26 protein-coding genes are annotated in these 25,350 nt (G+C 68.8%); all 26 read right to left on the bottom strand.

Annotated features, from left to right (window positions below; all coding sequences use genetic code 11):
• Window positions 1-27: 27 nt before the first annotated feature.
• Entirely contained in the window at window positions 28-816 is a 789-nt protein-coding gene (trpA, locus tag GO591_RS06705) for a tryptophan synthase subunit alpha (RefSeq protein WP_157156109.1), read from the bottom strand.
• Window positions 813-2,024: a tryptophan synthase subunit beta gene (gene trpB, locus GO591_RS06700; protein ID WP_157156108.1), complete on the bottom strand. Its 1,212-nt coding sequence runs from the start codon at window positions 2,022-2,024 to the stop codon at window positions 813-815. Before trpB ends, trpA begins: the two co-directional genes overlap by 4 nt.
• A complete protein-coding gene (gene trpC, locus GO591_RS06695) occupies window positions 2,024-2,797 on the bottom strand; it encodes an indole-3-glycerol phosphate synthase TrpC (protein WP_157156107.1) in 774 nt (257 codons plus the stop codon). Before trpC ends, trpB begins: the two co-directional genes overlap by 1 nt.
• A gap of 5 nt (window positions 2,798-2,802) precedes the next feature.
• The gene (locus GO591_RS06690) at window positions 2,803-3,033 is read right to left on the bottom strand and encodes a DUF6704 family protein (RefSeq protein WP_370455347.1); all 231 of its coding nucleotides are present in this window, start codon (window positions 3,031-3,033) and stop codon (window positions 2,803-2,805) included.
• Window positions 3,034-3,069: 36 nt separating this feature from the next.
• Window positions 3,070-3,654, bottom strand: coding sequence for a Trp biosynthesis-associated membrane protein (locus tag GO591_RS06685; protein ID WP_157156105.1), 585 nt, complete (start codon window positions 3,652-3,654; stop codon window positions 3,070-3,072).
• Window positions 3,651-5,189 (bottom strand): anthranilate synthase component I, encoded by a 1,539-nt coding sequence (locus tag GO591_RS06680; RefSeq protein ID WP_157156104.1) that lies wholly within the window; start codon window positions 5,187-5,189, stop codon window positions 3,651-3,653. The genes GO591_RS06685 and GO591_RS06680 overlap by 4 nt, the downstream gene beginning before the upstream one ends.
• Window positions 5,186-5,560, bottom strand: coding sequence for a phosphoribosyl-AMP cyclohydrolase (gene hisI, locus GO591_RS06675; RefSeq protein WP_157156103.1), 375 nt, complete (start codon window positions 5,558-5,560; stop codon window positions 5,186-5,188). Before hisI ends, GO591_RS06680 begins: the two co-directional genes overlap by 4 nt.
• On the bottom strand, window positions 5,557-6,318 hold the full coding sequence (gene hisF / locus GO591_RS06670) for an imidazole glycerol phosphate synthase subunit HisF (protein ID WP_157156102.1): 762 nt from the start codon (window positions 6,316-6,318) through the stop codon (window positions 5,557-5,559). Before hisF ends, hisI begins: the two co-directional genes overlap by 4 nt.
• 1 nt (window position 6,319) lies before the next feature.
• Window positions 6,320-7,159 (bottom strand): ATP phosphoribosyltransferase, encoded by an 840-nt coding sequence (gene hisG, locus GO591_RS06665; protein ID WP_157156101.1) that lies wholly within the window; start codon window positions 7,157-7,159, stop codon window positions 6,320-6,322.
• 56 nt (window positions 7,160-7,215) lie between these two features.
• Complete coding sequence (locus tag GO591_RS06660) at window positions 7,216-7,479, bottom strand: phosphoribosyl-ATP diphosphatase (RefSeq protein WP_157156100.1); 264 nt, start codon at window positions 7,477-7,479, stop codon at window positions 7,216-7,218.
• 17 nt (window positions 7,480-7,496) lie between these two features.
• Window positions 7,497-7,865 carry an FKBP-type peptidyl-prolyl cis-trans isomerase gene (locus GO591_RS06655; RefSeq protein WP_157156099.1) on the bottom strand — a complete coding sequence of 123 codons (369 nt, stop codon included), beginning with the start codon at window positions 7,863-7,865 and terminating at the stop codon, window positions 7,497-7,499.
• Between the two features lie 68 nt (window positions 7,866-7,933).
• Window positions 7,934-8,599: a ribulose-phosphate 3-epimerase gene (rpe, locus tag GO591_RS06650; RefSeq protein WP_157156098.1), complete on the bottom strand. Its 666-nt coding sequence runs from the start codon at window positions 8,597-8,599 to the stop codon at window positions 7,934-7,936.
• Window positions 8,599-10,083, bottom strand: coding sequence for an RsmB/NOP family class I SAM-dependent RNA methyltransferase (locus GO591_RS06645; protein ID WP_157156097.1), 1,485 nt, complete (start codon window positions 10,081-10,083; stop codon window positions 8,599-8,601). The genes rpe and GO591_RS06645 overlap by 1 nt, the downstream gene beginning before the upstream one ends.
• Window positions 10,080-10,994: a methionyl-tRNA formyltransferase gene (gene fmt, locus GO591_RS06640; protein ID WP_157156096.1), complete on the bottom strand. Its 915-nt coding sequence runs from the start codon at window positions 10,992-10,994 to the stop codon at window positions 10,080-10,082. Before fmt ends, GO591_RS06645 begins: the two co-directional genes overlap by 4 nt.
• A gap of 45 nt (window positions 10,995-11,039) precedes the next feature.
• Window positions 11,040-13,007, bottom strand: coding sequence for a primosomal protein N' family DNA-binding protein (locus GO591_RS06635; RefSeq protein WP_157156095.1), 1,968 nt, complete (start codon window positions 13,005-13,007; stop codon window positions 11,040-11,042).
• 2 nt (window positions 13,008-13,009) lie between these two features.
• On the bottom strand, window positions 13,010-14,206 hold the full coding sequence (gene metK, locus GO591_RS06630; RefSeq protein ID WP_157156094.1) for a methionine adenosyltransferase: 1,197 nt from the start codon (window positions 14,204-14,206) through the stop codon (window positions 13,010-13,012).
• A gap of 47 nt (window positions 14,207-14,253) precedes the next feature.
• A complete protein-coding gene (coaBC, locus tag GO591_RS06625) occupies window positions 14,254-15,456 on the bottom strand; it encodes a bifunctional phosphopantothenoylcysteine decarboxylase/phosphopantothenate--cysteine ligase CoaBC (RefSeq protein WP_157156093.1) in 1,203 nt (400 codons plus the stop codon).
• Window positions 15,457-15,463: 7 nt separating this feature from the next.
• The gene (gene rpoZ, locus GO591_RS06620; RefSeq protein ID WP_157156092.1) at window positions 15,464-15,721 is read right to left on the bottom strand and encodes a DNA-directed RNA polymerase subunit omega; all 258 of its coding nucleotides are present in this window, start codon (window positions 15,719-15,721) and stop codon (window positions 15,464-15,466) included.
• Window positions 15,722-15,729: 8 nt separating this feature from the next.
• Window positions 15,730-16,656, bottom strand: a complete 927-nt coding sequence (gene gmk / locus GO591_RS06615) for a guanylate kinase (protein ID WP_157156091.1) — start codon at window positions 16,654-16,656, stop codon at window positions 15,730-15,732.
• Window positions 16,644-17,504, bottom strand: coding sequence for an orotidine-5'-phosphate decarboxylase (gene pyrF, locus GO591_RS06610; RefSeq protein WP_198295578.1), 861 nt, complete (start codon window positions 17,502-17,504; stop codon window positions 16,644-16,646). Before pyrF ends, gmk begins: the two co-directional genes overlap by 13 nt.
• Window positions 17,497-20,793, bottom strand: coding sequence for a carbamoyl-phosphate synthase large subunit (gene carB / locus GO591_RS06605; RefSeq protein ID WP_157156090.1), 3,297 nt, complete (start codon window positions 20,791-20,793; stop codon window positions 17,497-17,499). The genes pyrF and carB overlap by 8 nt, the downstream gene beginning before the upstream one ends.
• Window positions 20,793-21,950, bottom strand: coding sequence for a glutamine-hydrolyzing carbamoyl-phosphate synthase small subunit (carA, locus tag GO591_RS06600; protein WP_198295577.1), 1,158 nt, complete (start codon window positions 21,948-21,950; stop codon window positions 20,793-20,795). Before carA ends, carB begins: the two co-directional genes overlap by 1 nt.
• On the bottom strand, window positions 21,947-22,483 hold the full coding sequence (locus tag GO591_RS06595) for a PH-like domain-containing protein (RefSeq protein WP_157156089.1): 537 nt from the start codon (window positions 22,481-22,483) through the stop codon (window positions 21,947-21,949). The genes carA and GO591_RS06595 overlap by 4 nt, the downstream gene beginning before the upstream one ends.
• Entirely contained in the window at window positions 22,476-23,801 is a 1,326-nt protein-coding gene (locus GO591_RS06590) for a dihydroorotase (RefSeq protein WP_157156088.1), read from the bottom strand. The genes GO591_RS06595 and GO591_RS06590 overlap by 8 nt, the downstream gene beginning before the upstream one ends.
• The gene (locus GO591_RS06585; RefSeq protein WP_157156087.1) at window positions 23,798-24,751 is read right to left on the bottom strand and encodes an aspartate carbamoyltransferase catalytic subunit; all 954 of its coding nucleotides are present in this window, start codon (window positions 24,749-24,751) and stop codon (window positions 23,798-23,800) included. The genes GO591_RS06590 and GO591_RS06585 overlap by 4 nt, the downstream gene beginning before the upstream one ends.
• Window positions 24,748-25,278, bottom strand: coding sequence for a bifunctional pyr operon transcriptional regulator/uracil phosphoribosyltransferase PyrR (gene pyrR / locus GO591_RS06580; RefSeq protein ID WP_157156086.1), 531 nt, complete (start codon window positions 25,276-25,278; stop codon window positions 24,748-24,750). Before pyrR ends, GO591_RS06585 begins: the two co-directional genes overlap by 4 nt.
• Window positions 25,279-25,350: the final 72 nt, after the last annotated feature.

The raw sequence follows: 25,350 nt of genomic DNA, 5'->3' as shown, positions 1-25,350 counted from the left end.
CCTTTCGGGGAAGAGACGGGAGTAAGACTACTTGCCGGCGGTCAGGGTGCGAGTCACGCTCGCCAGGCCGGCTACACCGTCGGTTGCGAGTGCCTTGACCAGGGCGGTTCCCACGATGGCACCGTCGGCATACTCGAGCACCTGGGTGACCTGGTCGGCGTTGGAGATGCCGATTCCGACGCAGGTCGTGGTGGATCCGGCATCCTTCAACCGGCCGACCAGGGTGCGCGCAGCGGCGTCGAGGTCGGTACGCAGCCCGGTGATGCCCATGGTCGAGACGGCGTAGACGAACCCGCGGGTGGCGGCGACGGTCTCCCGCAGTCGGGTGTCGGTCGAGGTCGGAGCGGCCAGGAACACCCGGTCAAGGCCGGTGCGCTCGCTGGTCGCAATCCAGTCGGCCGCCGAGTCGGGGGTGATGTCGGGGGTGATCAACCCGGAACCGCCGGCCGAGGCCAGCTGGTCGGCGAACTTGTCGACCCCGTACTGCAGCACCGGGTTCCAGTAGGTCATCACCAGCACCGGCACGTCGACCCGGTTTCGGATCGCCTCAACCGCGGTGAACACATCACGCAACCGGAAGCCACGTTCGAGAGCGGTCTGGGTAGCCTGCTGGATGACGAGGCCGTCCATCACCGGGTCGGAGTACGGAACCCCGAGCTCGAGCACGTCGGCGCCGTTCTCGGCGAGGGCCACTGCGGCGTCGATGCTGGTCTGAAGGTCGGGGAATCCGACCGGAAGGTACCCGACGAACGCGCCGTTTCCTTCCCGGTTCCGCTTCGCAATGACGTCTGCGACGGAGGTTACGGTGGTGCTCATTCCTGCCGGGCTCCTTCGTCCATGAGACCGAACCAGCGGCCGGCGGTCGCGACGTCCTTATCGCCGCGCCCGCTGAGGTTGACCAGGATGACGGCGTCGGGTCCGAGCTCACGTCCCAGCTTGAGGGCGCCGGCGAGGGCGTGCGCGGACTCGATCGCCGGGATGATGCCCTCGGTGCGGCTCAGCAGCTGCAGCGCGTCCATCGCCTCGGTGTCGGTCGCGGGCAGGTACTGAGCACGGCCGATGTCGGCCAGCCAGGCATGCTCGGGGCCTACGCCCGGGTAGTCCAGTCCGGCCGAGATCGAGTGCGACTCGATGGTCTGGCCGTCCTCGTCCTGAAGCAGGTAGCTGCGGGCGCCGTGCAGGATGCCGGGGCGGCCACGCTCGATGGACGCGGCGTGCTTCTCGGTGTCGACGCCGTCACCGGCGGCCTCGAAGCCGTACAGCGCGACGTCGGGGTCGTCGAGGAAGGCGTGGAAGATGCCGATGGCGTTGGATCCGCCGCCAACGCACGCGGCAACCGCGTCGGGCAGCCGGCCGGTGAGGGCGAGCACCTGCTCGCGTGCCTCTTCGCCGATGATCTTCTGGAAGTCGCGCACCATAGTGGGGAACGGGTGCGGCCCCGCGGCGGTGCCGAAGATGTAGTTGGTGGTCTCCACCGAGGTGACCCACTCGCGGTACGCCTCGTTGATGGCGTCCTTGAGGGTGCGGGAGCCGGTGGTGACCGAGATGACCTCGGCACCGAGCAGGCGCATCCGGGCGACGTTCAACGCCTGGCGCTGGGTGTCGACCTCGCCCATGTAGATGGTGCAGTCCAGTCCGAACAGCGCAGCGGCGGTGGCGGTGGCCACGCCGTGCTGGCCGGCCCCGGTCTCGGCGATGACCCGGGTCTTGCCGATCCGCTTGGTGAGCAGCGCCTGGCCCAGCACGTTGTTGATCTTGTGCGAACCGGTGTGGTTCAGATCCTCACGCTTGAGGATGATCCGCGCTCCGCCGGCATGTTCGGCGAACCGGGGAACCTCGGTGATGATCGACGGCCGGCCGGTGTAGTTCTTGTGCAGCTCGGCCAGTTCCGCCTGGAACTCGAGGTCGTGCTTGGCGATCTCGTACGCTTCGGCGAGTTCGTCGATGGCGGCGATCAGCGATTCGGGCATGAACCGTCCGCCGTACTCGCCGAAGAACGGGCCGTCGATGTCTTGCAGTGCCATCAGACGGCCAGGAATTCGCCGAGTCGGGTGACCGGGTCGCCGCCGGTGACGAGCGCTTCTCCGACCAGGACGACGTCAGCACCCGCGGCGCGGTAGTGCGCGACATCCGCGGCGGACATCACGGCGGATTCGGCCACGCGGATCACGCCGGACGGAATCCGGTCGGCGAGCCGGCCGAACAGGTCCTGGTCCAGCTCGAATGTGCTCAGGTTGCGGGCGTTGACGCCGACGACGGCGGCGCCCAGGTCCAGCGCCCGCTCGAGCTCGTCAGCGTCGTGGGTCTCGACCAGCGCGGTCATGCCGAGTTCGCTGATCAGCCCGTACAGCGAGCGGAGAGTGGCATCGTCCAGCGCCGCCACGATCAGCAGCACCAGGTCGGCGCCCGCGGCGCGAGCCTCGAACACCTGGTACGGGTCGGCGATGAAGTCCTTGCGCAGCACCGGGATCGACACGGCCTCACGGACGGCTTCCAGGTCGGCGAGCGAGCCGCCGAACTTGCGGCTTTCGGTGAGCACGCTGATCGCACTGGCGCCGCCGGTCTCGTAGGACACGGCGAGGGCGGCGGGATCGGGGATGTCGGCGAGCGGGCCGCGCGACGGGGAGGCACGCTTCACCTCGGCGATGATCTTCACCCGCTCGGCCGGGGCCAATGCAGCAAGCACATCGAGCGCGGCGGGACGCGCGAGCGCGGCCGCCTCGACATCGGCGAGAGGACGAGTGGAGCGGCGCTCGTTGGCGTCGGCGACGGACCCTGCTACTAGATCAGAAAGCACGTAGGTCAGTGCACCTTCGCGCTGTACTTGGGGCCGTTGACGCCATAGCCGGCCTTGGACAGTGCCCAGCCGGTGATGAGGCCGACGATGACCAGCGCGCCGGAAGCCCAGACGAGCCAGCTGATCTCCATGAAGAAGGCGATGGTGCCGATGACGAAAGCGATGAGCATGATCGTCACGGCGGTCCAGGCAGCGGGTGAGTTGCCGTGACCGGGGTCGTTGTCGAGGGACACAATTCTCCTTGATGCTCGGATGACAAGCCGCCATCAAGTCTAGCGGTCGGTCGGGTCCTGACCGTCGCTCAGCGCGTCCCAATCGTCAACGGCGGAATTCTCGTCGGCGTTCTGCAGGCGCACGGACTGGTACTTGCGGCCGGATCCGGGCCAGCGCGATGCGGTGACGATGATGAACACGCCGAGCAGGGCGCCGAGGACCGCGGCGACCAGCGCGACGAACGGCCACGCCGTCAGCGTCGCTGCGGACACCAGGGAGGCGACCGACTCGGCTCCGCTGACGCCGGTCGCGTCGGTGACGACGGCCGCGGACGCGGTGATCGGGTCGCTGACGGTGGCAATCGTTGCGATCAGCGCGGTGCCTGACACGGCGATCTGCAGCACGCCGAGGATGCGACGGAACACCGGACCGGCAAGCGACAGCGCTGCGGCGGCGGCGAGACCGGCCAGCCCCAGCGCGGCGATCGCCGGAGAGGCCACCTCACCGGCGGCTTCCAGCTGGCTGCCGTCGGTCAATTGGATCATCACCCAGACCTGGGTCCAGGTGAGCAGCAGCACCGCGCTGATGACGAGTCCGGCGAGGATCGCGAGGCTCTTCAGTCGACGCCCGGAGGGTGCGCTCACGCTTGCTCCAGCCGGTGCATGGCGTTGGCCACTGCGACCGCGCGCAGCGGTGCGGCCGCCTTGTTCTTGGCTTCCTGGTGCTCGGTCGCCGGGTCGGAATCGGCGACCAGGCCGGCGCCGGCCTGCACCCTGGCCACCCCGTCGGCGATCAGCGTGGTGCGGATTGCGATCGCCAGATCGGCGTCCCCGGCGAAGTCGAAGTAGCCGACCACTCCCCCGTACACGCCGCGTCCGGCGACCTCGAGCTCGTCGATGATCTCCAGCGCGCGGGGCTTGGGTGCTCCGGACAGGGTTCCGGCCGGGAAGGTCGCCCGGAACGCGTCGATCGCGTTGACATCCGGCCGCAGGTTGCCCGCGACCGAGGAGACCAGGTGCATGATGTGGCTGAATCGCTCGACCTGCATGAACTCGGTCACCTCGACCGTGCCGGCCTGGCAGACCTTGAGCAGGTCGTTGCGGGCCAGGTCGACGAGCATCAGGTGCTCGGCCTGCTCCTTGGCGTCCTCGGCGAGTTCGTCGGCGAGGGCGGCATCCTGCTCCGGCGTGGCGCCACGCGGCCGGGAGCCGGCGATCGGGTGCGAGAACGCCCGACCCTCCTGGACCTTGACCAGCGCCTCCGGCGAGGAGCCGACGATGGCGTACGGGTGCCCGGCGGCGTCATCCAGGGTGAGCAGATACATGTACGGGCTCGGGTTCAGGGCGCGCAATACCCGGTACACGTCCAGCGGCGGCGCGGTGGCGACGTGGTCGAACCGCTCGGAGATGACGACCTGGAAGACGTCGCCGTCGCGGATGAATTCCTTGGAGCGCACGACGGATGCCTGGAAGTCCTCAGCGCTGACCCGCGGAGTCGGCTCGGGCTCGACCCCGAAGTCGATGTCGGCGAGCCACGCCTCGGCCGGCTGGGCGAGGCCGCGTTGCAGGCCGTCGAGGCGGTGTTGCGCGTCCGTCCAGGCGGCGTCCTCGTCGCCTGTCCCGACAAGATCAGGCGCAAGGGCCGTGGCGATCAGCAGCACCGAACCGGTCTTGTGGTCGAGCACCACCAGTTCGCTGACGAAGCTGAGGCCCTGCCCGGGCACCGTGAAGTCGTTGGGCGGAGCGTCCGGCAGCTTCTCCAACTGGCGGACCGCGTCCCAGCCGATGAAGCCGACGAGGCCGCCGGTGAGCGGGGGGTGACCGTCGACGTGCGGCGTCGCCCAGCGTTCGTAGAGGTGCGAGATCGCCTCGAGCGGGCCGGCCGGCGGGTTCGTCCCGAACGCGAGCTCGGCAGACAACCCGTAGTCGAGCCAGGTGGCCGCGTCATCCTGCTGGGTGAGCACCCCGAAGCTGGAGGTGCCGACGAAGCTGTACCGCGACCAGATGCCGCCCTGCTCGGCGGATTCGAGCAGGAAACTGCCGGGCCGACCGTTCGCGAGCTTGCGGTAGATGCCGACCGGGGTCTCTTCGGGCGCGAAGATCTCGCGGATCACCGGCACCACCCGGTGTCCGGAGCCGAGGCGCGCGCTGAAGTCGGCGCGGGTCGTGGTGGCCGTCATTCGGCCTGTCCCAGCACCGGGTTCAGCGGGTGCACGTCGAAGCAGGCGTGTGCGCCGGTGTGGCAGGCGGCACCGATCTGCTCGACGGTGACCAGCAGCGTGTCGGAGTCGCAGTCGAGCGCAGCCCCGCGCACGTACTGGACGTGCCCGGAGGTGTCGCCCTTGCGCCAGTATTCCTGCCGGGAGCGGCTCCAGAAGGTGACGCGACCGGAGGTCAGGGTGCGCTTCAGCGCCTCGGCATCCATGTAGCCGAGCATCAGCACGTCCTTGGTGCCCTCCTGCTGGATGATCGCGGGCATCAGCCCGTCCTCAGCGAAGCGGGCGCTGTCAATGACGGCCTGGGCGGTCTCGGCGGTCAGTTCGTCAGTCATCTGGTGGCTACTCCCGCGGCGTTCAACGCCGCCTTGACGTCGCCGACGGTCAGTTCGGCGTTGTGGAACACGGATGCCGCGAGCACCGCGTCGGCGCCGGCGGTGATGGCCGGCGCGAAGTGCTCGACTGCCCCGGCGCCGCCCGAGGCGATCACCGGCACACTGCTCAGCTCGCGCATGGCGCCGATCAGTTCGAGGTCGAAGCCCTGTTTGGTGCCGTCCGCGTCGATCGAGTTGACCAGCAGTTCGCCAGCGCCGCGTTCGATCGCCTCGCGGGCCCAGTCGAGCGCGTCGAGGTCGGTCTCCCGTCGGCCGCCGTGGGTGGTCACCACGAAGCCGGATGCGGTGCGCTCGGAGCGCTTGACATCCAGCGACAGCACCAGCACCTGCGCGCCGAACCGGTCGGCGATCTCGCCGAGCAGATCGGGACGCGCGATCGCGGCGCTGTTCACGCCCACCTTGTCGGCGCCGCTGGCCAGCAGCCGGGCGACGTCGTCGGTGCTGCGCACTCCCCCGCCGACGGTGAGCGGGATGAACACCTGCTCGGCGGTCGCGCGGACCACGTCGTAGGTGGTTGCCCGGTTGTCGACGGTGGCGGTGACATCGAGGAAGGTGATCTCGTCGGCACCCTGCTCGTAGTACTTGCGGGCCAGTTCGATCGGGTCGCCCGCGTCACGCAGGTTCAGGAAGTTGACGCCCTTCACGACCCGGCCATCGGCGACGTCGAGGCACGGGATGACCCGGACTGCGACCGACATGTCAGAGCCTCGCGGCGTGGATGGAGCTGACGATGATGGCGCGGGCGCCCAGCGTGTACAGGGCGTCCATGACCAGGTTGGTGTCGGTGCGGGGCACCATGGCCCTGACGGCGACCCAGCCGGTGTCGCGCAGCGGCGACACGGTCGGGGATTCCAGACCGGGCGTGATGGCGACGGCCTCGTCGATCAGGGTCGCCGGCAGGTCATAGTCCATCAGCACGTACTGCCGGGCGACGAGCACGCCATGCAGCCGTCGGCTGAGCGTCTCGAGTCCGTTCAGCTCGCGCTTCGCGGTGATCAGCACCGCGGTGGACTCGAGGATGACCGGGCCGAAGATCTCCAGGCCCTGCGCGCGCAGCGTGGTGCCGGTCGACACGACGTCCGCGACGGCGTCAGCGACGCCGAGTCGGACCGCGGATTCCACCGCGCCGTCGAGCTTGATCAGGTGCGCGGTCACGCCGTGGCGTTCAAGGAAGGCGCCGACCAGGCCGACGTAGCTGGTCGCGACCCGCTTGTCCTGCAGTTCGGACAGTTCGGTGAATTCGCCTGCGGGCCCTGCGAACCGGAAGGTGGAGTCGCCGAAATTGAGGGGCGCGAGCTCCTCGGCATCCGAACCCGAATCCAGCAGCAGGTCCCGGCCGGTGATGCCGACATCCAACGCGCCGGAACCGACGTACGTGGCAATGTCGCGGGGACGCAGGTAGAAGAACTCCGCCCCGTTGCGGGGGTCGGAGACGGTCAGCTCGCGGGTGTCGCGGCGGGTGGCGTAGCCGGCCTCGGCCAGCATCTGAACCGCGGTGTCGGACAGGGAGCCCTTATTGGGCACCGCTATGCGCAACATGTCATGTCATTTCTCGCCGTGAGGCGGGGTCGAAGAGTGGGAAGGGATCGGCGGGCTCAGAGATGTCGGTAGACGTCTTCGAGCGTCAGGCCCTTCGCGAGCATGAGCACCTGCAAGTGGTAGAGCAGCTGGGAGATCTCCTCAGCCGTCTCGGCATCGCTCTGGTACTCGGCCGCCATCCACACTTCCGCGGCTTCTTCGACGATCTTCTTGCCGATGGCGTGCACTCCCGCGTCGAGCTGCTGCACCGTGCCGGAGCCGGCCGGTCGTGCGGTGGCCTTGGCGGTGAGCTCCTCGAAGAGGGAGTCGAACGTCTTCACGCTGTCAAGGCTAATGGTTACTTCACGCCCAGCAGGTCGATGATGAAGACGAGCGTGCGTCCGGAGAGGCGGTGTCCGCCGCCTGCCGGGCCGTAAGCGAGCGCCGGAGGGCAGACCAGCTGGCGGCGGCCGCCGACCTTCATCCCCGGGATGCCGTCCTGCCAGCCCTTGATCAGGCCCTGCAGCGGGAAGCTGATCGACTGGCCGCGGTTCCAGCTGGAGTCGAACTCCTCGCCGGTTTCGAAATCGACGCCGACGTAGTGCACGTCAACGGTCGCGCCGGGGGTTGCCTCGGCGCCGTCGCCGACCTCGAGGTCGGTGATGACGAGCTGTTCGGGCGCGGGGCCCTCGATGAAGTCGATCTCAGGCTTGGTCTTGTCAGTCATGGTGTCTATCCAATCAGAAGCCGCGGATCGAGCCTGTCGGGTCTCGGCAGGCTCGACCAGCGGGATGTTCAGTGGCTGTGCTGTTCGGCGGCCGCACGCAGGGCGGCGATGTTCTCGGTCGGGTCGCCGTTGCCGTTGTACACGCTGGACCCGGCGACGAAGGTGTTCGCGCCCGCTTCGGCGGCGATGCCGATGGTGTCGGCGCTGATGCCGCCATCGACCTGCAGCCAGACATCCAAACCCTGCCTGGCCGCCGCGTCGCGAAGCAGACCGAGCTTGGGCATCACCGCGGGCATGAAGGACTGGCCGCCGAATCCGGGTTCAACGGTCATCACGAGCACCTGGTCGAACTCAGGCAGCAGCTCCAGGTACGGCTCGATCGCGGTTCCCGGCTTGACCGCGATGCCTGCCCTGGCGCCGATCTCGCGCAGCCGACGGGCGAGGGCGACCGGGTTCTCGGCGGCCTCGGCATGGAAGGTCACCGAGTAGGCGCCGAGCTCGGCGTAACCGGGCGCCCAACGGTCGGCGTCACTGATCATCAGATGCACGTCGAGTGGCACCGGCGAGACATCCTGGATCCTGCCGACCATCTGCGGACCGAACGTGAGATTCGGCACGAAATGGTTGTCCATCACGTCGACATGAACCAGGTCGGCGGTCTGAATACTGTTCAGGTCACGCTCGAGGTTGACGAAATCGGCGGCGAGGATGCTGGGATTGATACGTACAGGCACTAGCCAAGTTTAGTAAGCAGCTGTATGAACATCGCATCGGTGCCGTGCCGGTGCGGCCAGAGTTGCACATGCGAGCCGTCCGGGGTCTCAAGCGGGTGCAGGGTCACCGGTGCGAGCGCGGCGGCGGTATCGAGCTTTTCGAGGCTGCCACCGGAGCGCTTGATCGCGTCGTCGACGATGAACCTGGTCTCGCCGAGGTGCGGCGAACAGGTCACGTAGGCGAGGATGCCGCCGGGTTTCAGGGCGGCCACTGCGGATGCCAGCAGGGCCGACTGCAGGCGACCCAGGTCGGCGACATCCTTCGGCTGCTTGCGCCACCGCGCCTCGGGACGGCGGCGCAGCGCGCCGAGGCCGGTGCAGGGCGCGTCAAGCAGGATCCGGTCGAAGCTGTCCGGCTGGTCTACGCCGATCGAGGTGCCGTCCTGTTCCCAGACCTCGATCGGCGGGTCGAACACGGCGAGGGCGTTCCGCACCAGCTGCGCCCGCGCCGGCACGATCTCGTTGGCGGTGAGCTGGGCACCGGAGGCCTTCGCCTCAGCGGCGAGCAGTGCCGCCTTGCCGCCCGGGCCGGCACACAAATCGAGCCAGCGCTCCCCCGGCTCCACCGGGCGGGCGCGGCTGAGGGCGAGGGCGGCCAACTGCGATCCTTCGTCCTGCACGCGCGCGCGGCCGGCCGCGACGGCGGGCAACCCGGCGGGGTCGCCGGAGCCGATCACGGCGCCGAGCGGCGAGTACGGCGCCGGCGTGGTGCCGGCGAGGTCGGCCACTGTGCTCAAGCCCGGCAGCGCGGTGATGCTCACCCGCGGCGGGGTGTTGTCGGCGTCGAGCAGTTCCTCGAGCTCGTCGCCGTGGTTCTCGGCGCGCAGCGCCTGCCGCAGCGCGCGCACCACCCAGGTCGGGTGCGAGTGCACGGTGGCGAGCCGGTCATCCTCGGAGGAGGTTTCGGCGGTCGCCCGCTCGAGCCACTCATCCGGGGTGCTGCGGGAGATTGTGCGCAGCACGCCGTTCACGAAACCGGTCGCCGAGCGGGAGCCCACCTGCCGCGCCAGCGAGACGGACTCATCGACCGCGGCGTGCTGCGCGACGCGCATCGACAGCAGCTGGTGCGCTCCGAGCCGGAGCACGTCGAGGATCGGTGGGTCGATCTTCGCGGTTTCCCGCCCGGCGGCGAGTTCGATCACCGCGTCGTAGTAGCCCATGCGGCGGAGAGTGCCGTAGGTGAGTTCGGTGGCCAGGGCGGCGTCGGCCGCACCGAGTGCGGCCCGCTGCATCCGCACCGGCAGCAGCAGGTTGGCGTACGCGTCCGAGGATCGCACCGCGGCGATGACGTCGTAGGCAACCTGCCTGGCCGGCTGGATCCGGCCGGCGTTCTGGCCACGGTTCTGATCGGTACGGTTCTGATCGGTGCGGGCCTGATCGGCACGGTTCTGATCGGCACGGTTCTGATTGGACCGGCGCCGTGCAGAGCTGCGTTCATTGTTCATCGGGTGGCCTGCCGTCCTCGCCACCAGGCGGCGGCGTCCATGGGTTTCTTGCCGGCTGGATGCACCCGGACCAGTTCCAGTGGTCGGTCGGCCGTGCCGATCAGCACCCGCCGCCCGACGAGTTCGAGGGAGCCTGGTTCGATCGGCATCGCGTCGTGGGCGATGCCTGCCTCGATGATCTTCAGCCGGGTGCCCTCCACATCGGCGAATGCGCCGGGTTCCGGGGTGACCCCCCGCAGCCGGTTGTAGACGACCGCCGCAGTCTCGGTGAAGTCGAGCCGTCCATCATCGAGCGCGAGTTTCGGGGCCACCGTCACATCCCCCACCTGCTCGTCACCGCGCGCCGTGCCGTCGCCGAGGGCGTCGACCACCCCGGCGAGCAGTTCGGCGCCGGAGTCGGCAAGCGAATCGAGCAGGTGCCCGGCGGTCTGGTGCCGGCCGATCGGTTGCGTCATGGTGCCGTACACCGGGCCGGCGTCGAGTTCCTCGACGAGTTGGAACACGGCGGCGCCGGTGAGTTCGTCGCCAGCGATGATGGCACGTTGCACCGGGGCGGCGCCGCGCCAGCGCGGCAGCAGCGAGAAGTGCAGGTTCACCCAGCCAAGGCGCGGCAGGCTGAGCAGCGGTTCGCGGACCAGTCCCCCGTAGGCGACGATGACGCCAAGGTCTGGTGCGATCGCCTCAATCTGCGCGGTCACCTCGGCGTTCAGCCGGTTGGCCTTGATCACCGGCAAGGCGAGCGCCTCGGCGGCGTCGGCGACGGGGGTCGGGGTGAGCACCCGTTTGCGACCCTGCGGAGAGTCGTCGCGGGTGATCACCGCGGCGATCTCGTGCTCGCTGCGAGCCAGTCGCTGCAGGCTGGGGACCGCCGCGTTGGGGCTTCCGGCGAAGACGATCCTGAGTGAAGTCATTGTTCCAGTTTCCCTGATGAACGGTGCGCCAATGGTCGCTCCCCATCAGTCGGCGAAGGGTTCGACGTCGTCGAAACGCACACGGAACGGCGGTTTCAACGGTCCCCGGCCGCCGCGCCCGGCGGCCGCCCGGCGCCGATTGGTGGCGGCCCGGATCACCTCGCTGCGCAGGGTGGACGCGACCGTCGCCCCGGCGGCGTAGTCGAAGCGGATGATGCCGCGCACCACGCCATCCGGAAGCTCAACCGGGCCGAGCACATCGATCCCGGTCGCCTCCAGGGCGCCGACCGCGGTCGCGACCGCGTCGGGAGCGCCGGTGACCGTCGCAACGCGCACGGCTGGCGGGAACCGCAGCCGGCGCCGATCGGCAAGCTCGGAGCGGGTGTAATCGGCGAGACGCCAGGTGGCCATCGCGGTGGCCAGCGCGCCGCCGACGCCGACGAGGACCGCCGGAGCGCCTGGCGCGGCGAGGGATGCGGCATTGGCCCACCAGCGCAGGCAGTCTTCACCGACCCGCAGGCTCTCGCGGGCGAGCATCTGTTCGCCATCCAGCAGCAAGATTGCGCGGTAGCCTCCGGCGGCGATCGGTTCCGCCCCGCGGGTGGCGATCACCAGCGCCGGCCGCTCATCCACCTCGAGCACCGGGTGGTCGCCGTCGGCGATGATCACCCGCACTCCGGGGAACGCGCGGCCGAGGTCCTCTGCGGTGCGCGCGGATCCTGAGCCGACCAGCCGGAATCGGGTACCGCCGCAGTGCGTGCAGCTCCAGTCGATGGCCAGCGCCCCGCACCAACTGCAGGCGGGCGCGGTGCCCGCCTGACGCATGGCCAGCGGCCCCTCGCATCGACCGCAGCGGGCGGTCTGCCTGCACGACTCGCAGGCGACCCGGGGGGCGTACCCGGGTCGGGCGACCTGCACCAGCACCGGACCGTCATCGAGGCCCGCTCGAGCGGCCCGCCAGGCGGACGACGGGATCCTGGCCTGGGCGGCGAGTCGGTCGTCGGCGCGCTGCTGGGCCGTCGGCACAACCCGCGGACTTTTAATCCGCTGCGGGTGGATGTCGGACAGCCAGCCGACCTCGACCAGTCGTTCGACCTCGGTGCTGCGGGCGTGGCCGAAGCAGAGCAGTGCGCTGCCCTGCTGCTCCTGCCGGACGAGGGCGGCGTCGCGGGCATGCACGTAGGGCGCCAGCGGCTCCGCGAACAGCGGGTCGCCGTCATCCCACAGGGCGATCAGGCCAAGCTCGGCGGCTGGCGCGTACACCACCGACCGGTTGCCGATGATCGCGAGCGGCTCGTCGCCGAGGCACCGCAGCAGCGCCCGGTAGCGGTCGGGGTTGGACTGCCGGGCGTCGAGGTGCACGATCCGCTCGGCGGGCAGCACCTCGGCCAGCGCGGCCGCGAGCTGCCGTTGATCGCGGTAGTCGGGCACCGCGAGGATCGCGGACTTGCCGGCGGCGATCGAGGTCGCAGCGGCCTCGGCCATGCTGAGCGCCCAGTGGCCGACCCAGGTACCGGCGGTCGTCTGGATCACCCGCGGCACCGCCGCCACCGCGGCCCGGCCGCCGGCCGCGATCAACTCGGCAAGCCCGGCGTCGTATCCGGTGATCTCGCGGGCCACCACCGGCGGAAGCCCGGGGGCCTCGGCGCGGGCAAGCCACGACTTCTCCACCCGTACTTGACGGGTGGGCACGGCCACCCGCACCACATCGCTCGCGGTGCCTGCTGCCCGGTCGGCGACCTTCCTGGCGACCGCCCACACCTCGGGCGCGAGGATCGGCACCGCGGAGACGACCTGGTCGAGGTCGCTGAGCGGACCGGTGTAGTCCACCGAGTCGGTGAGCTCCACGATGAATCCGTCGGCGATGCGGCCGACGCTGCGCAGCGGCACCTTCACCCGAACGCCCGGCTTCGCGTCCTCGGCGAACTTCTCCGGGACGCGGTAGTCGAACAGCCGATCGAGTTGGGGCAACGGCGAGTCGATCAGCACCCGGGCGATGGATGCCGCAGGCATTGCTACAGCTTCGCGGCGGTGCGCAGGTCGTCGACCCGGTCGAGCTTCTCCCAGGTGAAATCGGGCAGCTCCCGCCCGAAGTGGCCGTAGGTGGCGGTCTGCGCGTAGATCGGCCGCAGCAGGTCCAGGTCACGGATGATCGCGGCCGGGCGCAGGTCGAACACCTCCCGGATCGCCTGAATGATGATCTCGTCACTCACGTGATTGGTGCCGAAGCTTTCCACGTACAGGCCGACCGGGGCGGCCTTGCCGATGGCATAGGCAACCTGCACCTCGAGCCGGTCAGCAAGGCCGGCGGCGACCGCGTTCTTCGCGACCCAGCGCATGGCGTAGGCGGCGGAACGGTCGACCTTCGACGGGTCCTTGCCACTGAACGCGCCGCCACCGTGCCGGCTGGCGCCGCCGTAGGTGTCGACGATGATCTTGCGGCCGGTGAGGCCGGCGTCGCCCTGCGGACCGCCGATCTCGAAACGGCCGGTCGGGTTGACGAGGATGCGCGCGGCGGCGGAGTCCAGATCGACGGTCTCCAGCACCGGGCGGATGACGAGCTCCTCGATCTCGGCGCGCAACTGCGGGGTCGAGATCAGCGGGGAGTGCTGGGTGCTGAGCACCACGGTCTCCACCGTGCGCGGCCGGTCGCCGTCGTAGCCGACGGTGGCCTGCGTCTTACCGTCCGGGCGGAGGTAGTCCACCGCACCGGTCTTGCGGACCTCGGCGAGGCGCTCCGACATCCGGTGCGCCAGCCAGATCGGGATCGGCATGAGCTGCGGGGTCTCGGTGGTCGCGTAGCCGAACATGATGCCCTGGTCGCCGGCGCCCTGACGGTCGTCCTCGGCGAGGGAGGCCTCTTCGCGGGCTTCGTAAGCGGAATCCACGCCCAGAGCGATGTCGGGCGACTGGCCGCCGATGGACACCGACACGCCGCACGAACGGCCGTCGAACCAGACATCGGAGGAGGTGTAGCCGATGTCGGTGATGCGCTTGCGGACGATGCCGGGGATGTCGACGTAGCCCTCGGTGGTGACCTCGCCGGCGACGTGCACGAGACCGGTGGTGACGAGGGTCTCCACCGCGACGCGGCTCTTCGGGTCGACCGCGAGCAGCGCGTCGAGGATGCTGTCGGAAATCTGGTCGCAGATCTTGTCGGGGTGACCCTCGGTAACCGATTCAGAGGTGAAGAGGCGCAAGGGAGTACTCATGCAGGATCCAGTCGTTGTTGAAAGTAGCGGTGGGGCGCGGGCTGCGGTCAGGCGAGCAGATCGAGGATACGGTCAGCCACAGACGCCTTGCTGCCAGAGGCCTCGCTCACTATATCGCCGGCCGAATCAATGATGACCACGGCGTTGGACTCGGTGCCGAAACCCTCTGACCAGCCGACCCTGTTGACGACAAGAAGGTCCGCCCCCTTGCGTTCGATCTTCGCGCGGCCGAGCGCGAGCAGCGCGTCCCGGTCGGTCTCCGTCTCGGCGGCGAACCCGATGATCCGCTGACCGTCGCGGCGAGCGTCGACCAGTTCGCGCAGGATGTCGGGATTCTTGACGAGGGTGAGTTGCAGGGTGTCGCCCTGCTGCTCCTTCTTGATCTTCGAGGACGCCACGGTGTCGGGCCGGTAGTCGGCAACCGCGGCGGCCATGATCACGACGTCGGCGGATGCCGCGGCCGCAAGCGCCGCCGTTTCCAGGTCAGCGGCGGTACTCGCCTCGACGATGTCGATGCCCTCGGGAACGTCGACTTCAAGGTTCGCGACGATCAGGGTCACCGTGGCGCCGCGCGCGGCGGCCGCTTCGGCGATCGCGATGCCCTGGCGGCCGCTGGAGCGGTTGCCGATGTATCGCACCGGGTCGAGCGGTTCGCGAGTGCCGCCTGCGGTGACCAGGATGCGCAGGTCAGACAAATCCTGTGGCTGCACCTGCCGCAGGGCTGCGGCGACGATGTCGTCGACCTCGCTCATCCGGCCGGGTCCGGAATCCGCTCCGGTCAACTGGCCGGAGGCAGGGCCCACGATGGTGATGCCACGGGAGCGCAAGGTTTCGATGTTGTCGACCGTCGCCGGGTTCTGCCACATCTCGGTGTGCATCGCCGGGGCGACCACCACAGGTGCGGTGCTCGCGAGGATGGTGTTGCCCAGCAGGTCGTCGGCGAGGCCGAGGCGGAGTTTGGCGAGTGAGTTCGCGGTCGCCGGGGCGACGACGATGAGGTCGGCGGCCTGCCCGATCGCGACGTGGCGCACTTCGGCGACCCCGTCGTACACGCTCGTGTGCACCGGGTTGCGGCTGATCGCCTCCAGGGTCGGACGGCCGACGAAGCGCAGAGCAGCGTCGGTGGCGACCACCTGCACGTTGTGTCCGGCAAGCACGAACGCCCGCACTACGCCGACCGCCTTGTAGGCGGCGATGCCGCCGGTGATACCGACGACGACGTTGAGCGGGCGTTGCGGCTCTGCGGTCACAGCACTGTTACTCGGCGATGGGCTTGACGACGAGTTTGTCCTCGTTGATCTCGCGCATGGCAACCGAGAGGGGCTTGTCGTCGATGGTCGAGTCCACGAGCGGGCCGACGTTGTCGAACAGCGACCCCTCGTGCAGGTCGGCGTAGTAGTCGTTGATCTGGCGTGCGCGCTTGGACGCGAAAATCACCAGTGCGTACTTGGAATCGACCTTCGACAGCAACTCGTCGATGGGCGGGTCAATAATGCCGGACAGCTTGTCAGCCACGGAAACTCCTAGTCAGATCGGCGTGCGACTCGGTCACGGGGACCGGGCACTGCCAGCAATTCTACGACCTCCGCCGCGGCCTGGCCGACCTCGGTGTTTACGACCTTGTAATCGAACTCATCCTGCGCGGCCAGTTCGACCTTCGCGGTCTCCAGTCGCCTGGCCTGTTCGGCGGCGTCCTCGGTGCCGCGGCCGATAAGCCTGCGCACCAGTTCTTCCCAGGTGGGCGGCAGCAGGAACACCAACACCGCCTCGGGCATCGCCTCACGCACCTGCCGGGCGCCCTGGATGTCGATCTCGAGCAGCACGCTAGTGCCGGCGCTGAGGGCCGCGTCGATCGGGGTGCGTGGCGTGCCGTACCGGTTCTGGTTGTGCACGACCGCCCATTCGAGGAACTCGCCCGCCTCGATCATCGAATCGAACTGGGCGTGGTCGACGAAGTAGTAGTGCTGGCCCTCGATTTCGCCGGGACGCGGCGCGCGGGTCGTCGCGGAGACGCTGAGCAGCACGTCCGGGTAGTTCTCGCGGATGTAGCTCGACACGGTGCCCTTGCCGACCGCGGTCGGCCCGGCGAGCACCACCAGCCGGCCGTGTGTGGGCGCTCCTCCCTCGCGCTGCTGCACCCATTCGCGCAGGCGCGTGCGTTGCCGAGCACCCAGTCCGCCGACGCGCTTGGACTGGGCGATCTTCAGCTGCTCCATCACGCGCGCGGTGCGGGTGGGGCCGAGCGTCGGGATGCTGGTGAGCAGGTCTCGCACGCGGAGGCTCGCCTCAGCGGTCGGTTCGGTCGAAGACCAGGCGGTGTCGAGCACGTCCACGGCGCTGCGTTCCCGCGTGGCGACCGCGCGCTTCACGGCGGCGCGGGCCCGGCGGGCAGCGACGGCAGCGCGGGCGGCTGCGGCCCGGTCGACATCGGGTGGGTTCACTCGAGGCATTCGGCCACTTCCGCGGATTGGTTTCGGATCGTCTCGGACAGGCGCGTCGGCCCGACCTTGAGAATACTGCGCGACATGCTGACCAGCACCGAATCGGCCGCATCGCCGTAGATGGCGCGGATGTCGCGGATGTCAGCCCCCTGATGGCCGAAGCCCGGCGCGAGGATGGGCATGCCGACTAATGCGTCGCGGCTCAGCCCGGAGACATCCAGGTCGACGGTCGCTCCGATCACCACGCCGAACGAGCCGAAGCTCGCACCGCCGTTCCACTCGGCGACCTCGGTGGCGATGATCCTGGACACCGTCGTGCCATCGGCAGTGCTTGCGCGCTGCAGCGGGAAGGACTCGGGGTTCGAGGTCGCGGCGAGGACGAACAGGCCCTTGCCGTTCGCGCTTGCCAGCTCCCGGACGGCTGACAACGATCCGGTGCCCTGGAACGCGCTCACGGTCAGGGCATCCGCCTCGAGCGGCGAACCCGGCTCGAGCCAGGCGCGGCCGTAGGCCTCCACCGTGGAGCCCACGTCGCCGCGTTTCGCGTCGGCGATCACCAGCAGACCGGCCTCCCGCGCGGCCCGGATGACCTCTTCCAGTGCGCGGAAGCCGTCGGCACCGAAGCGCTCGAAGAACGCCACCTGCGGCTTGACGATCCCGGCAGCCTGGGCCGTGGCGTCGACGACGCGGAGTCCGAACTCGCGCACCCCGGCCGCGCTGTCATCGAGCCCCCAGTCCCGCAACAGGTGCGGGTGCGGGTCGATGCCGACGCACAGGTGACCGGTTGCGGTCAAGGCAGACCGCAACCGGGCACCGAAGCCCTGGTCACCGTGCCCTGACGCCGCCTGCTCAGACACGGGCCAGCCTTGCCGCACGCTGTTCGGCGTACTCCTGCAGGCTGGTCACCTCGAACGGCTGACCGACGACCTCGAGCGACGCCACGGCAGCGCCGAGCTGGGCGATGGTGGTGAAGATCGGCTTGTCAGCGGCGACCGTTGCGGTGCGGATGTCGTAGCCGTCGGCGCGAGCGCTGCGACCGGACGGGGTGTTGATGACGATGTCGACCTTGCCCGCGCTGATCAGGTCGACGATCGTCGATGCGCCGGTGTCCTTGCCCTCGTACCCCTTGAGCACGACCTTCGCCTCGATGCCGTTGCGGCGCAGCACTTCGGCGGTGCCCGCGGTGGCGAGGATCTTGTATCCGAGCTGCTGCAGGCGCAGCACCGGCAGGGTCACCGCGCGCTTGTCGTTGTCGGAGACCGAGACGAACACGGTTCCCGAGGCGGGCAGCCCGCCGTAGGCGGCCTCCTGGCTCTTCGCGAACGCCTTCGGGTAGTTCGCGTCGATGCCCATCACCTCACCGGTCGACCGCATCTCCGGGCCGAGCACGGAGTCGACGATCCGGCCTTCTCGGGTGCGGAACCGCTTGAACGGCAGCACCGCTTCCTTCACGGCCACCGGGGAATCGGCGGGCACCACCGAACCGTCGATCTCGGGCAGCATGCCCGAGCTGACCAGGTCACTGATACTCGAGCCGGTCATGATCAGCGACGCAGCCTTGGCGAGCGGGATGCCGAGCGCCTTTGACACGAACGGCACCGTGCGGGAGGCTCGCGGGTTCGCCTCGAGCACGTAGAGCACGCCCTGGCCGATCGCGAACTGCACGTTGAGCAGGCCTTCAACCCCGATCCCTCGGGCGATGCCGAGGGTCGCCTCGCGCACCCGGTCGATGACGCTCGCACCGAGGGTCACCGGCGGCAGGGTGCAGGCGGAGTCGCCGGAGTGGATGCCGGCTTCTTCGATGTGTTCCATGATGCCGCCGACGTACAGTTCGGTGCCGTCGTAGAGGGCGTCGACGTCGATTTCGATGGCGTCGTCGAGGAACCGGTCCACCAGCAGCGGCTGCGACGGGCCGATGATCGCCTGGTCGCCGACCCGGTCGAAGTAGTCGATCACCGACGGGGTGTCGTAGATGATCTCCATGCCACGCCCGCCGAGCACGAAGCTCGGGCGTACGAGCACCGGGTAGCCGATCTCCTCGGCGACGGCTACCGCCGTCTTGACATCCGTTGCCGTGCCGTTCCGCGGGGCGAGCAGGCCGGCGTCGGCGAGGATCCCGGCGAACAGGCCGCGCTCCTCCGCCAGGTCGATCGCCTCGGGCGAGGTGCCGAGGATCGGGATGCCCGCCGCCTTCAGCCCCTTGGCCAGGCCGAGCGCGGTCTGGCCACCGAGCTGCACGATCACGCCGACCAGTTCACCGGTGCGGCTTTCGGCGTGGATGACCTCGAGCACGTCTTCCAGGGTGAGCGGTTCGAAGTACAACCGGTCGCTGGTGTCGTAGTCGGTTGACACCGTCTCGGGGTTGCAGTTGATCATGATCGTCTCGAACCCGGCGTCGTGCAGGGCGAATGAGGCGTGCACGCAGCTGTAGTCGAACTCGACACCCTGGCCGATGCGGTTCGGTCCGGAACCGAGGATGACCACCTTGCGCTGCTCACTCGGGGCGACCTCGGTCTCGAAGTCGTAACTGGAGTAGTGGTACGGGGTCAGCGCCGGGAACTCACCCGCGCAGGTGTCGACGGTCTTGAACACCGGGCGCAGCCCGAAGTTGTGGCGGATGGCGCGGGCGTCGCCCTCGTCGAGGCCGCGGAGTTCGCCGATCTGCGCGTCGCTGAAGCCGTGGTCCTTCGCCTCGGCGAGCAGGTCCTCGTCCAGTTCGGCCGCGGTGCGCACCCGGTCGGCGACCTCGTTGATCAGCACGATCTGGTCGATGAACCAAGGGTCGATCTTGGTGGCCTGGAACACCTCGTCGATGGTGGCGCCGGCGCGGAGGGCCTGCTGCACGGTGACGATCCGGCCGTCGGTCGGGGTCTTCGCCTTCTCGAGCAGTGCCGCCTTGTCGCCGGGCTGGCCCTGCCAGTGGAAGCTGGACCCGCGTTTCTCGAGCGAGCGCAGCGCCTTCTGCAGCGCGGTCGTGTAGTTGCGGCCGATCGCCATCGCCTCGCCGACCGACTTCATGGTGGTGGTCAGGGTCGGGTCGGCGAGCGGGAACTTCTCGAACGCGAACCGGGGAACCTTGACGACCACGTAGTCGAGGGTGGGCTCGAACGATGCCGGGGTGACCTTGGTGATGTCGTTCGGGATCTCGTCGAGCCGGTAGCCGATGGCAAGCTTCGCGGCGATCTTCGCGATCGGGAAGCCGGTGGCCTTCGAGGCGAGGGCACTCGACCGGGACACACGGGGGTTCATCTCGATGACGATGACGCGACCGGTGTCGGGGTGCACCGCGAACTGGATGTTGCAGCCGCCGGTGTCGACGCCGACCAGGCGGATGATCTCAATGCCGATGTCGCGCAGGTTCTGGTACTCGCGGTCGGTGAGGGTTAGCGCGGGCGCCACCGTGATCGAGTCGCCGGTGTGCACGCCGACCGGGTCGACGTTCTCGATCGAGCAGATCACGACCGTGTTGTCAGCGGTGTCGCGCATCAGCTCGAGCTCGTACTCCTTCCAACCGGTGATCGACTCCTCGAGGAGCACCTCGGTGGTCGGGCTCTGCTGCAGGCCGTCGGTGACCATCCGCACCAGGTCATCGCGGGTGTAGGCAAAGCCTGAGCCGAGTCCGCCCATCGTGAACGAGGGCCGGATCACCAGCGGGTAACCGAGGTCTTCGGCGAAGTCGATGGCCTCGTCGACGGTGTGCGCGATGTGGCTGCGCGCGACATCCGCTCCTGCCTTCAGCACGAGGTCCTTGAACAGCTGGCGGTCTTCGCCCTTCTGGATCGCCTCCACCTTGGCGCCGATCAGTTCGACGCCGTACTTGGCGAGGATGCCGGCCTCATCGAGCGCGATCGCGGCGTTCAACGCGGTCTGTCCACCGAGGGTGGGCAGCACGGCATCCGGCTTCTCCTTGGCGATGATGGTCTCGAGCACGTCGGTAGTGATCGGCTCGACATAGGTGGCGTCGGCGAAGTCGGGATCGGTCATGATCGTCGCCGGGTTCGGGTTGACGAGGATGACGCGCACGCCCTCCTCGCGCAGCACCCGGCAGGCCTGCGTGCCGGAGTAGTCGAACTCGGCGGCCTGGCCGATCACGATCGGGCCGGATCCGATGACGAGGACGCTGTGGATGTCGTCGCGCTTGGGCATTACTTGGCGTCCTTTGTTGCGAGGTGGTCGAGCACGAGGTCTTTGAACCGGTCGAACAGGTAGTTGCTGTCCCGCGGCCCGGAGGCTGCTTCGGGGTGGTACTGGACGCTGAACGCGGGGATGTCGAGGGCCCGCAGGCCTTCGACCACCTGGTCGTTCAGGCTGAAGTGGCTGACCTCGACCCGTCCGAATCCGGCGGGAGAGTCGAGCACACCGTCGATCGGTGCGTCGACGGCGAAACCGTGGTTCTGGCTGGTGATCTCGACCCGGCCGGTGGCCTTGTCGAGTACCGGCTGGTTGATGCCGCGGTGGCCGAACGGCAGCTTGTAGGTGCCAAAGCCGAGCGCCCGGCCGAGCAGCTGGTTGCCGAAGCAGATTCCGAAGAACGGCAGGTTCTGGCGCAGCACGCCGCGCAGCAGTTCGACATGCTGGTCGGATGCCGCGGGATCCCCTGGCCCGTTGGAATAGAACACGGCCACCGGGTCGATCGCGAGGACGTCCTCGATGGTCGAGGTCTGCGGCATCACGTGCACCTCGAACCCGCTGATGGCGAGGTTCCGCAGGGTGCTGAACTTGACGCCGAGGTCGAGCACGGCGAGGTTGCCGATCCGCTCCCCCTGCGGAGGCACCACGTAGGTCTCGCTGGTGGAGACCCTCGACGACAGGTTCTGGCCGGCCATCGGCTCGACGCCGGTGACCAGGGTCAGCTGGTCCTCCGCGCTGAGGGCGAAGTCATCACCGCTGAAGATGCCGGCGCGCATCGAGCCGGCGTCACGGAGCCGGCGGGTGATCGCTCGGGTGTCGATGCCGCTGATGCCGACGACGCCTTGCGCGATCAGGTCATCGGTCAGCGACCGCTGCGCGCGAAAGTTGGACACCACGCGGGAAGGTTCCCGCACCACGTAACCGTTCACCCAGATCCGGGCGGATTCCTGGTCCTCGTCGTTCATGCCGGTGTTGCCGATGTGCGGCGCGGTCATCACGACGATCTGGCCGGCGTAGCTGGGGTCGGTCAGGGTCTCCTGGTAGCCGCTCATGCCGGTGGCGAAGACCGCCTCGCCCAGGGTGCGGCCGGTGGCGCCGTAGGAGCGGCCGGTGAACCGCGTGCCGTCCTCGAGGACCAAAACGGCTTGGGTGTTGTTCAGAGTCGTTGTCACACTGACTCGCTTCCTGTTGCTTCTTCGGATGCTTCGATTGCTTGTGCTCCGGGGACGAGGCCCTGGATGGTGCTGACTACCTCGTCGATCGGCGTCGACCCGGTGAGCCGGGCGTAGCTGTCGAGGGTGCTGTCGCCGAGCAGCCAGCTGATCACCAGCAGGCCGTCCTGTTCGACGACACGGTCGATGGTCCAGGTACCGCGTCCGACGCCGACCAGGGCGTCCCGCGGGATGAAGGTGTCCTGCTGCCCGGGGATGCCGAGCACGACGCCGCTGGAGGCGACGATGAGTGTCGCCTTCGCCCGGAAGCCGAGCGCACCGGTGGTGACCCGGTTCAGCGGGTCGGCGGCGTAGGTCGATCCGACGTACAGCATCGGGGTCTCGAGCAGGGTGGTGCCGAGATCGGCGGGCGCCTGGGCGGGGCGGCCGAGGCCGGACTGGCGTCGGCGACGCGACATCCAGCCGACCACCATGAGCCCGACCACGACGACAACGAAGCCGATGGTCAGCACGGCGATGAGGAACTTATCCACGCTGGCCTCCGATCTCCTCGGCCACGGCCGCGGCGTCGCGCAGTTCGCCGTCCTGCACGGTCAGGTAGCCGTTGTGGATGGTGCTGACCACCCGTCCGGGCAGGGTGCGTTCCAGGTACGGGCTGTTGGTGCTCTTCCCGCGCAGGTCGGACACGTCGAAGACGCGGCTGGCCTGCGGGTCGTGCAGGGTGAGGTTCGCCGGGCTGCCGACCGTGAACGGCGAATCGTAGCCGTCCAGCTTGCCGATCCGGGCCGGTGCCGAGGACATCACCCTGGAGACATCCGCCCAGCCCATCAAGCCGCTGTCGACCATCGCGGTCTGCACCACCGAGAGCGCGGATTCCAGACCGACCATGCCGTTGGCGGCCTCATCCCAGGCGCATTCCTTGGCTTCGGCCGGGTGCGGGGCGTGGTCGGTGGCGACGATGTCAATAGTGCCGTCGGCGAGTCCCTCGCGCAGCGCCTGCACGTCTTCGTTGCGCCGCAGCGGCGGGTTGACCTTGAACCGCGGGTCATAGCCGCTGATCAGGTCTTCGGTGAGCAGCAGGTGGTGCGGGGTCACCTCGGCGGTGACCGAGACGCCGCGGCTCTTGAACCAGCGGATCAGTTCGACCGACCCGGCGGTGGAGAGGTGGCAGATGTGCAACCGGGCGCCGACGTGCTCGGCGAGCAGCAGGTCGCGGGCGATGATCGCCTCTTCGGCGACCGCAGGCCAGCCGGTGAGCCCGAGCTCGCTGGAGAGCGCACCCTCGTTCATGGTGGCGTTCTCGGTGAGTCGGGGTTCCTGCGCGTGCTGGGCGATCACTCCCCCGAAGCCCTTGACGTACTCCAGGGCGCGGCGCATGAGCAGCGGGTCGCTGACGCAGTTGCCGTCATCGGAGAACACGGTGACCCGGGCGCGGGATGCCGCCATGGCGCCGATCTCGGCCAGCCGCTCACCCTTGAGTCCGGCCGTCACCGCGCCGATCGGGCGGACGGTGGCGTAGCCGTGCTCGTCGCCGAGCGACTTCACCTGTTCGACGACACCGGCGGTGTCGGCGACCGGTGAGGTGTTCGCCATCGCGAACACGGCGGTGTACCCGCCGGCGGCCGCGGCGCGCGTGCCGGTGAGCACGGTCTCGCTTTGTTCGAAGCCGGGTTCGCGCAGATGAGTGTGCAGGTCGACGAGGCCGGGCAGGGCGATCAGCCCCGCGGCGTCGATCCTGGTGGCCCCGGCGGCGCTCAGGCCGGAGCCGGTGGCGCTGATCCGTCCGCCGTCGATGAGTAAGTCAGTGGACGATCCGTTCGGCAGGGTGGCGCCGGTGATGAGCAGGGTCATACGAGGGCCTCCCGTTCACCCGAGAGCACGAGGTAGAGCACAGCCATCCTTACCGCAACCCCATTGGTGACCTGTTCCAGCACGGTCGAGCGTGGTGAATCGGCAGCAGCGGCGGATATCTCCAGGCCTCTGTTCATCGGACCGGGGTGCATCACTATGGTAGACGCCGGAAGCCGAGCCAGCCGCGCATCGTCGAGACCCCACTCGCGGGCGTACTCGCGCGCGTTAGGGAAGAAAGCGGCATTCATCCGCTCTGCCTGGATGCGGAGCATCATCACCACGTCGGGGCCGGCGTTGATGGTGTCGTCCAGGTTGTAGCCGACACTCACCGGCCAGCTGCCGGTGCCGACCGGGACCAGGCTGGCTGGAGCGGTGAAGCTGACCTCGGCGCCGAGCGTCGTCAGCAACCAGAGGTTGGAGCGGGCGACCCGGGAGTGCAGGATGTCGCCGACGATGGCGACCTTCAGCCCGTCGAGCGCCTTGCCACGCGCGGCCTCGCCGTGCAGGCGGCGGCGCATGGTGAACGCGTCAAGCAGCGCCTGCGTGGGGTGTTCGTGGGTGCCGTCGCCGGCGTTGACGATACCCGCGTCGATCCAGCCGCTCGCGGCCAGGGTGTGCGGGGCGCCGGAGGCCGAGTGCCGGATGACGACACCGTCGGCGCCCATCGCGGCGAGGGTCTGCGCGGTGTCCTTGAGGCTCTCCCCCTTGGACACGCTGGAGCCCTTGGCGCTGAAGTTGATCACGTCGGCCGACAGTCGCTTGGCGGCCGCTTCGAACGAGATGCGGGTGCGGGTGGAGTCCTCGAAGAACAGGTTGACGACGGTCTTGCCGCGCAGGGTGGGAAGTTTCTTGACCTCGCGGGTGGCGACATCCGCCATGTCCTCAGCAACGTCGAGCAGCGCAACGGCCTCGTCGCGGGCGAGATCCTTGGTGGAGAGCAGGTGCCTCATGATTCGATCGTCACCTCATCGACCCCGTCGGTTTCGACCAGGTGCACGCGGATGCGCTCGCTGGCCGAGGTGGGCAGGTTCTTGCCGACGAAATCGGCGCGGATCGGCAGTTCACGGTGGCCTCGGTCGACCAAGGTGGCGAGCCTGACCGCGCGCGGCCGGCCGTGGTCGTTCAGGGCGTCGAGCGCGGCGCGGATGGTGCGGCCGCTGTACAGCACGTCGTCGACCAGCACCACGGTCTTGCCGTCGATGCCGCCGGCGGGAATCTCGGTCGGCGCGGGCGCCCGGGTCGGCTGTTTGGCGAGATCGTCGCGGTACAGGGTCACATCGAGTGCGCCGACGACGCCGCTGCCCGGTTCGATGCTGTCGAGCACGTGGCCGATGCGTTTGGCGAGGTGCACTCCGCGAGTCGGGATGCCGAGGATGACGAGTCCTGCCGATCCCCGGTTGGACTCCAGGATCTCGTGGGAGATCCGAGTCAACGCCCGAGTGATGTCAGCTTGCTGCAACACAGTGCGCACAGTCATGCCGACCTCCTTCCCCGCCTCTCTGGACGGCTTTAAAGGATGTCTGTTACCGCGATCAAGCATACAGGTGCG

The organism is Diaminobutyricimonas sp. LJ205 (assembly GCF_009755725.1).
Taxonomy (GTDB): domain Bacteria; phylum Actinomycetota; class Actinomycetes; order Actinomycetales; family Microbacteriaceae; genus Ruicaihuangia.
The sequence above is the reverse complement of the archived record's forward strand: the minus strand, read 5'-3'. Positions and strand labels throughout refer to the sequence as shown.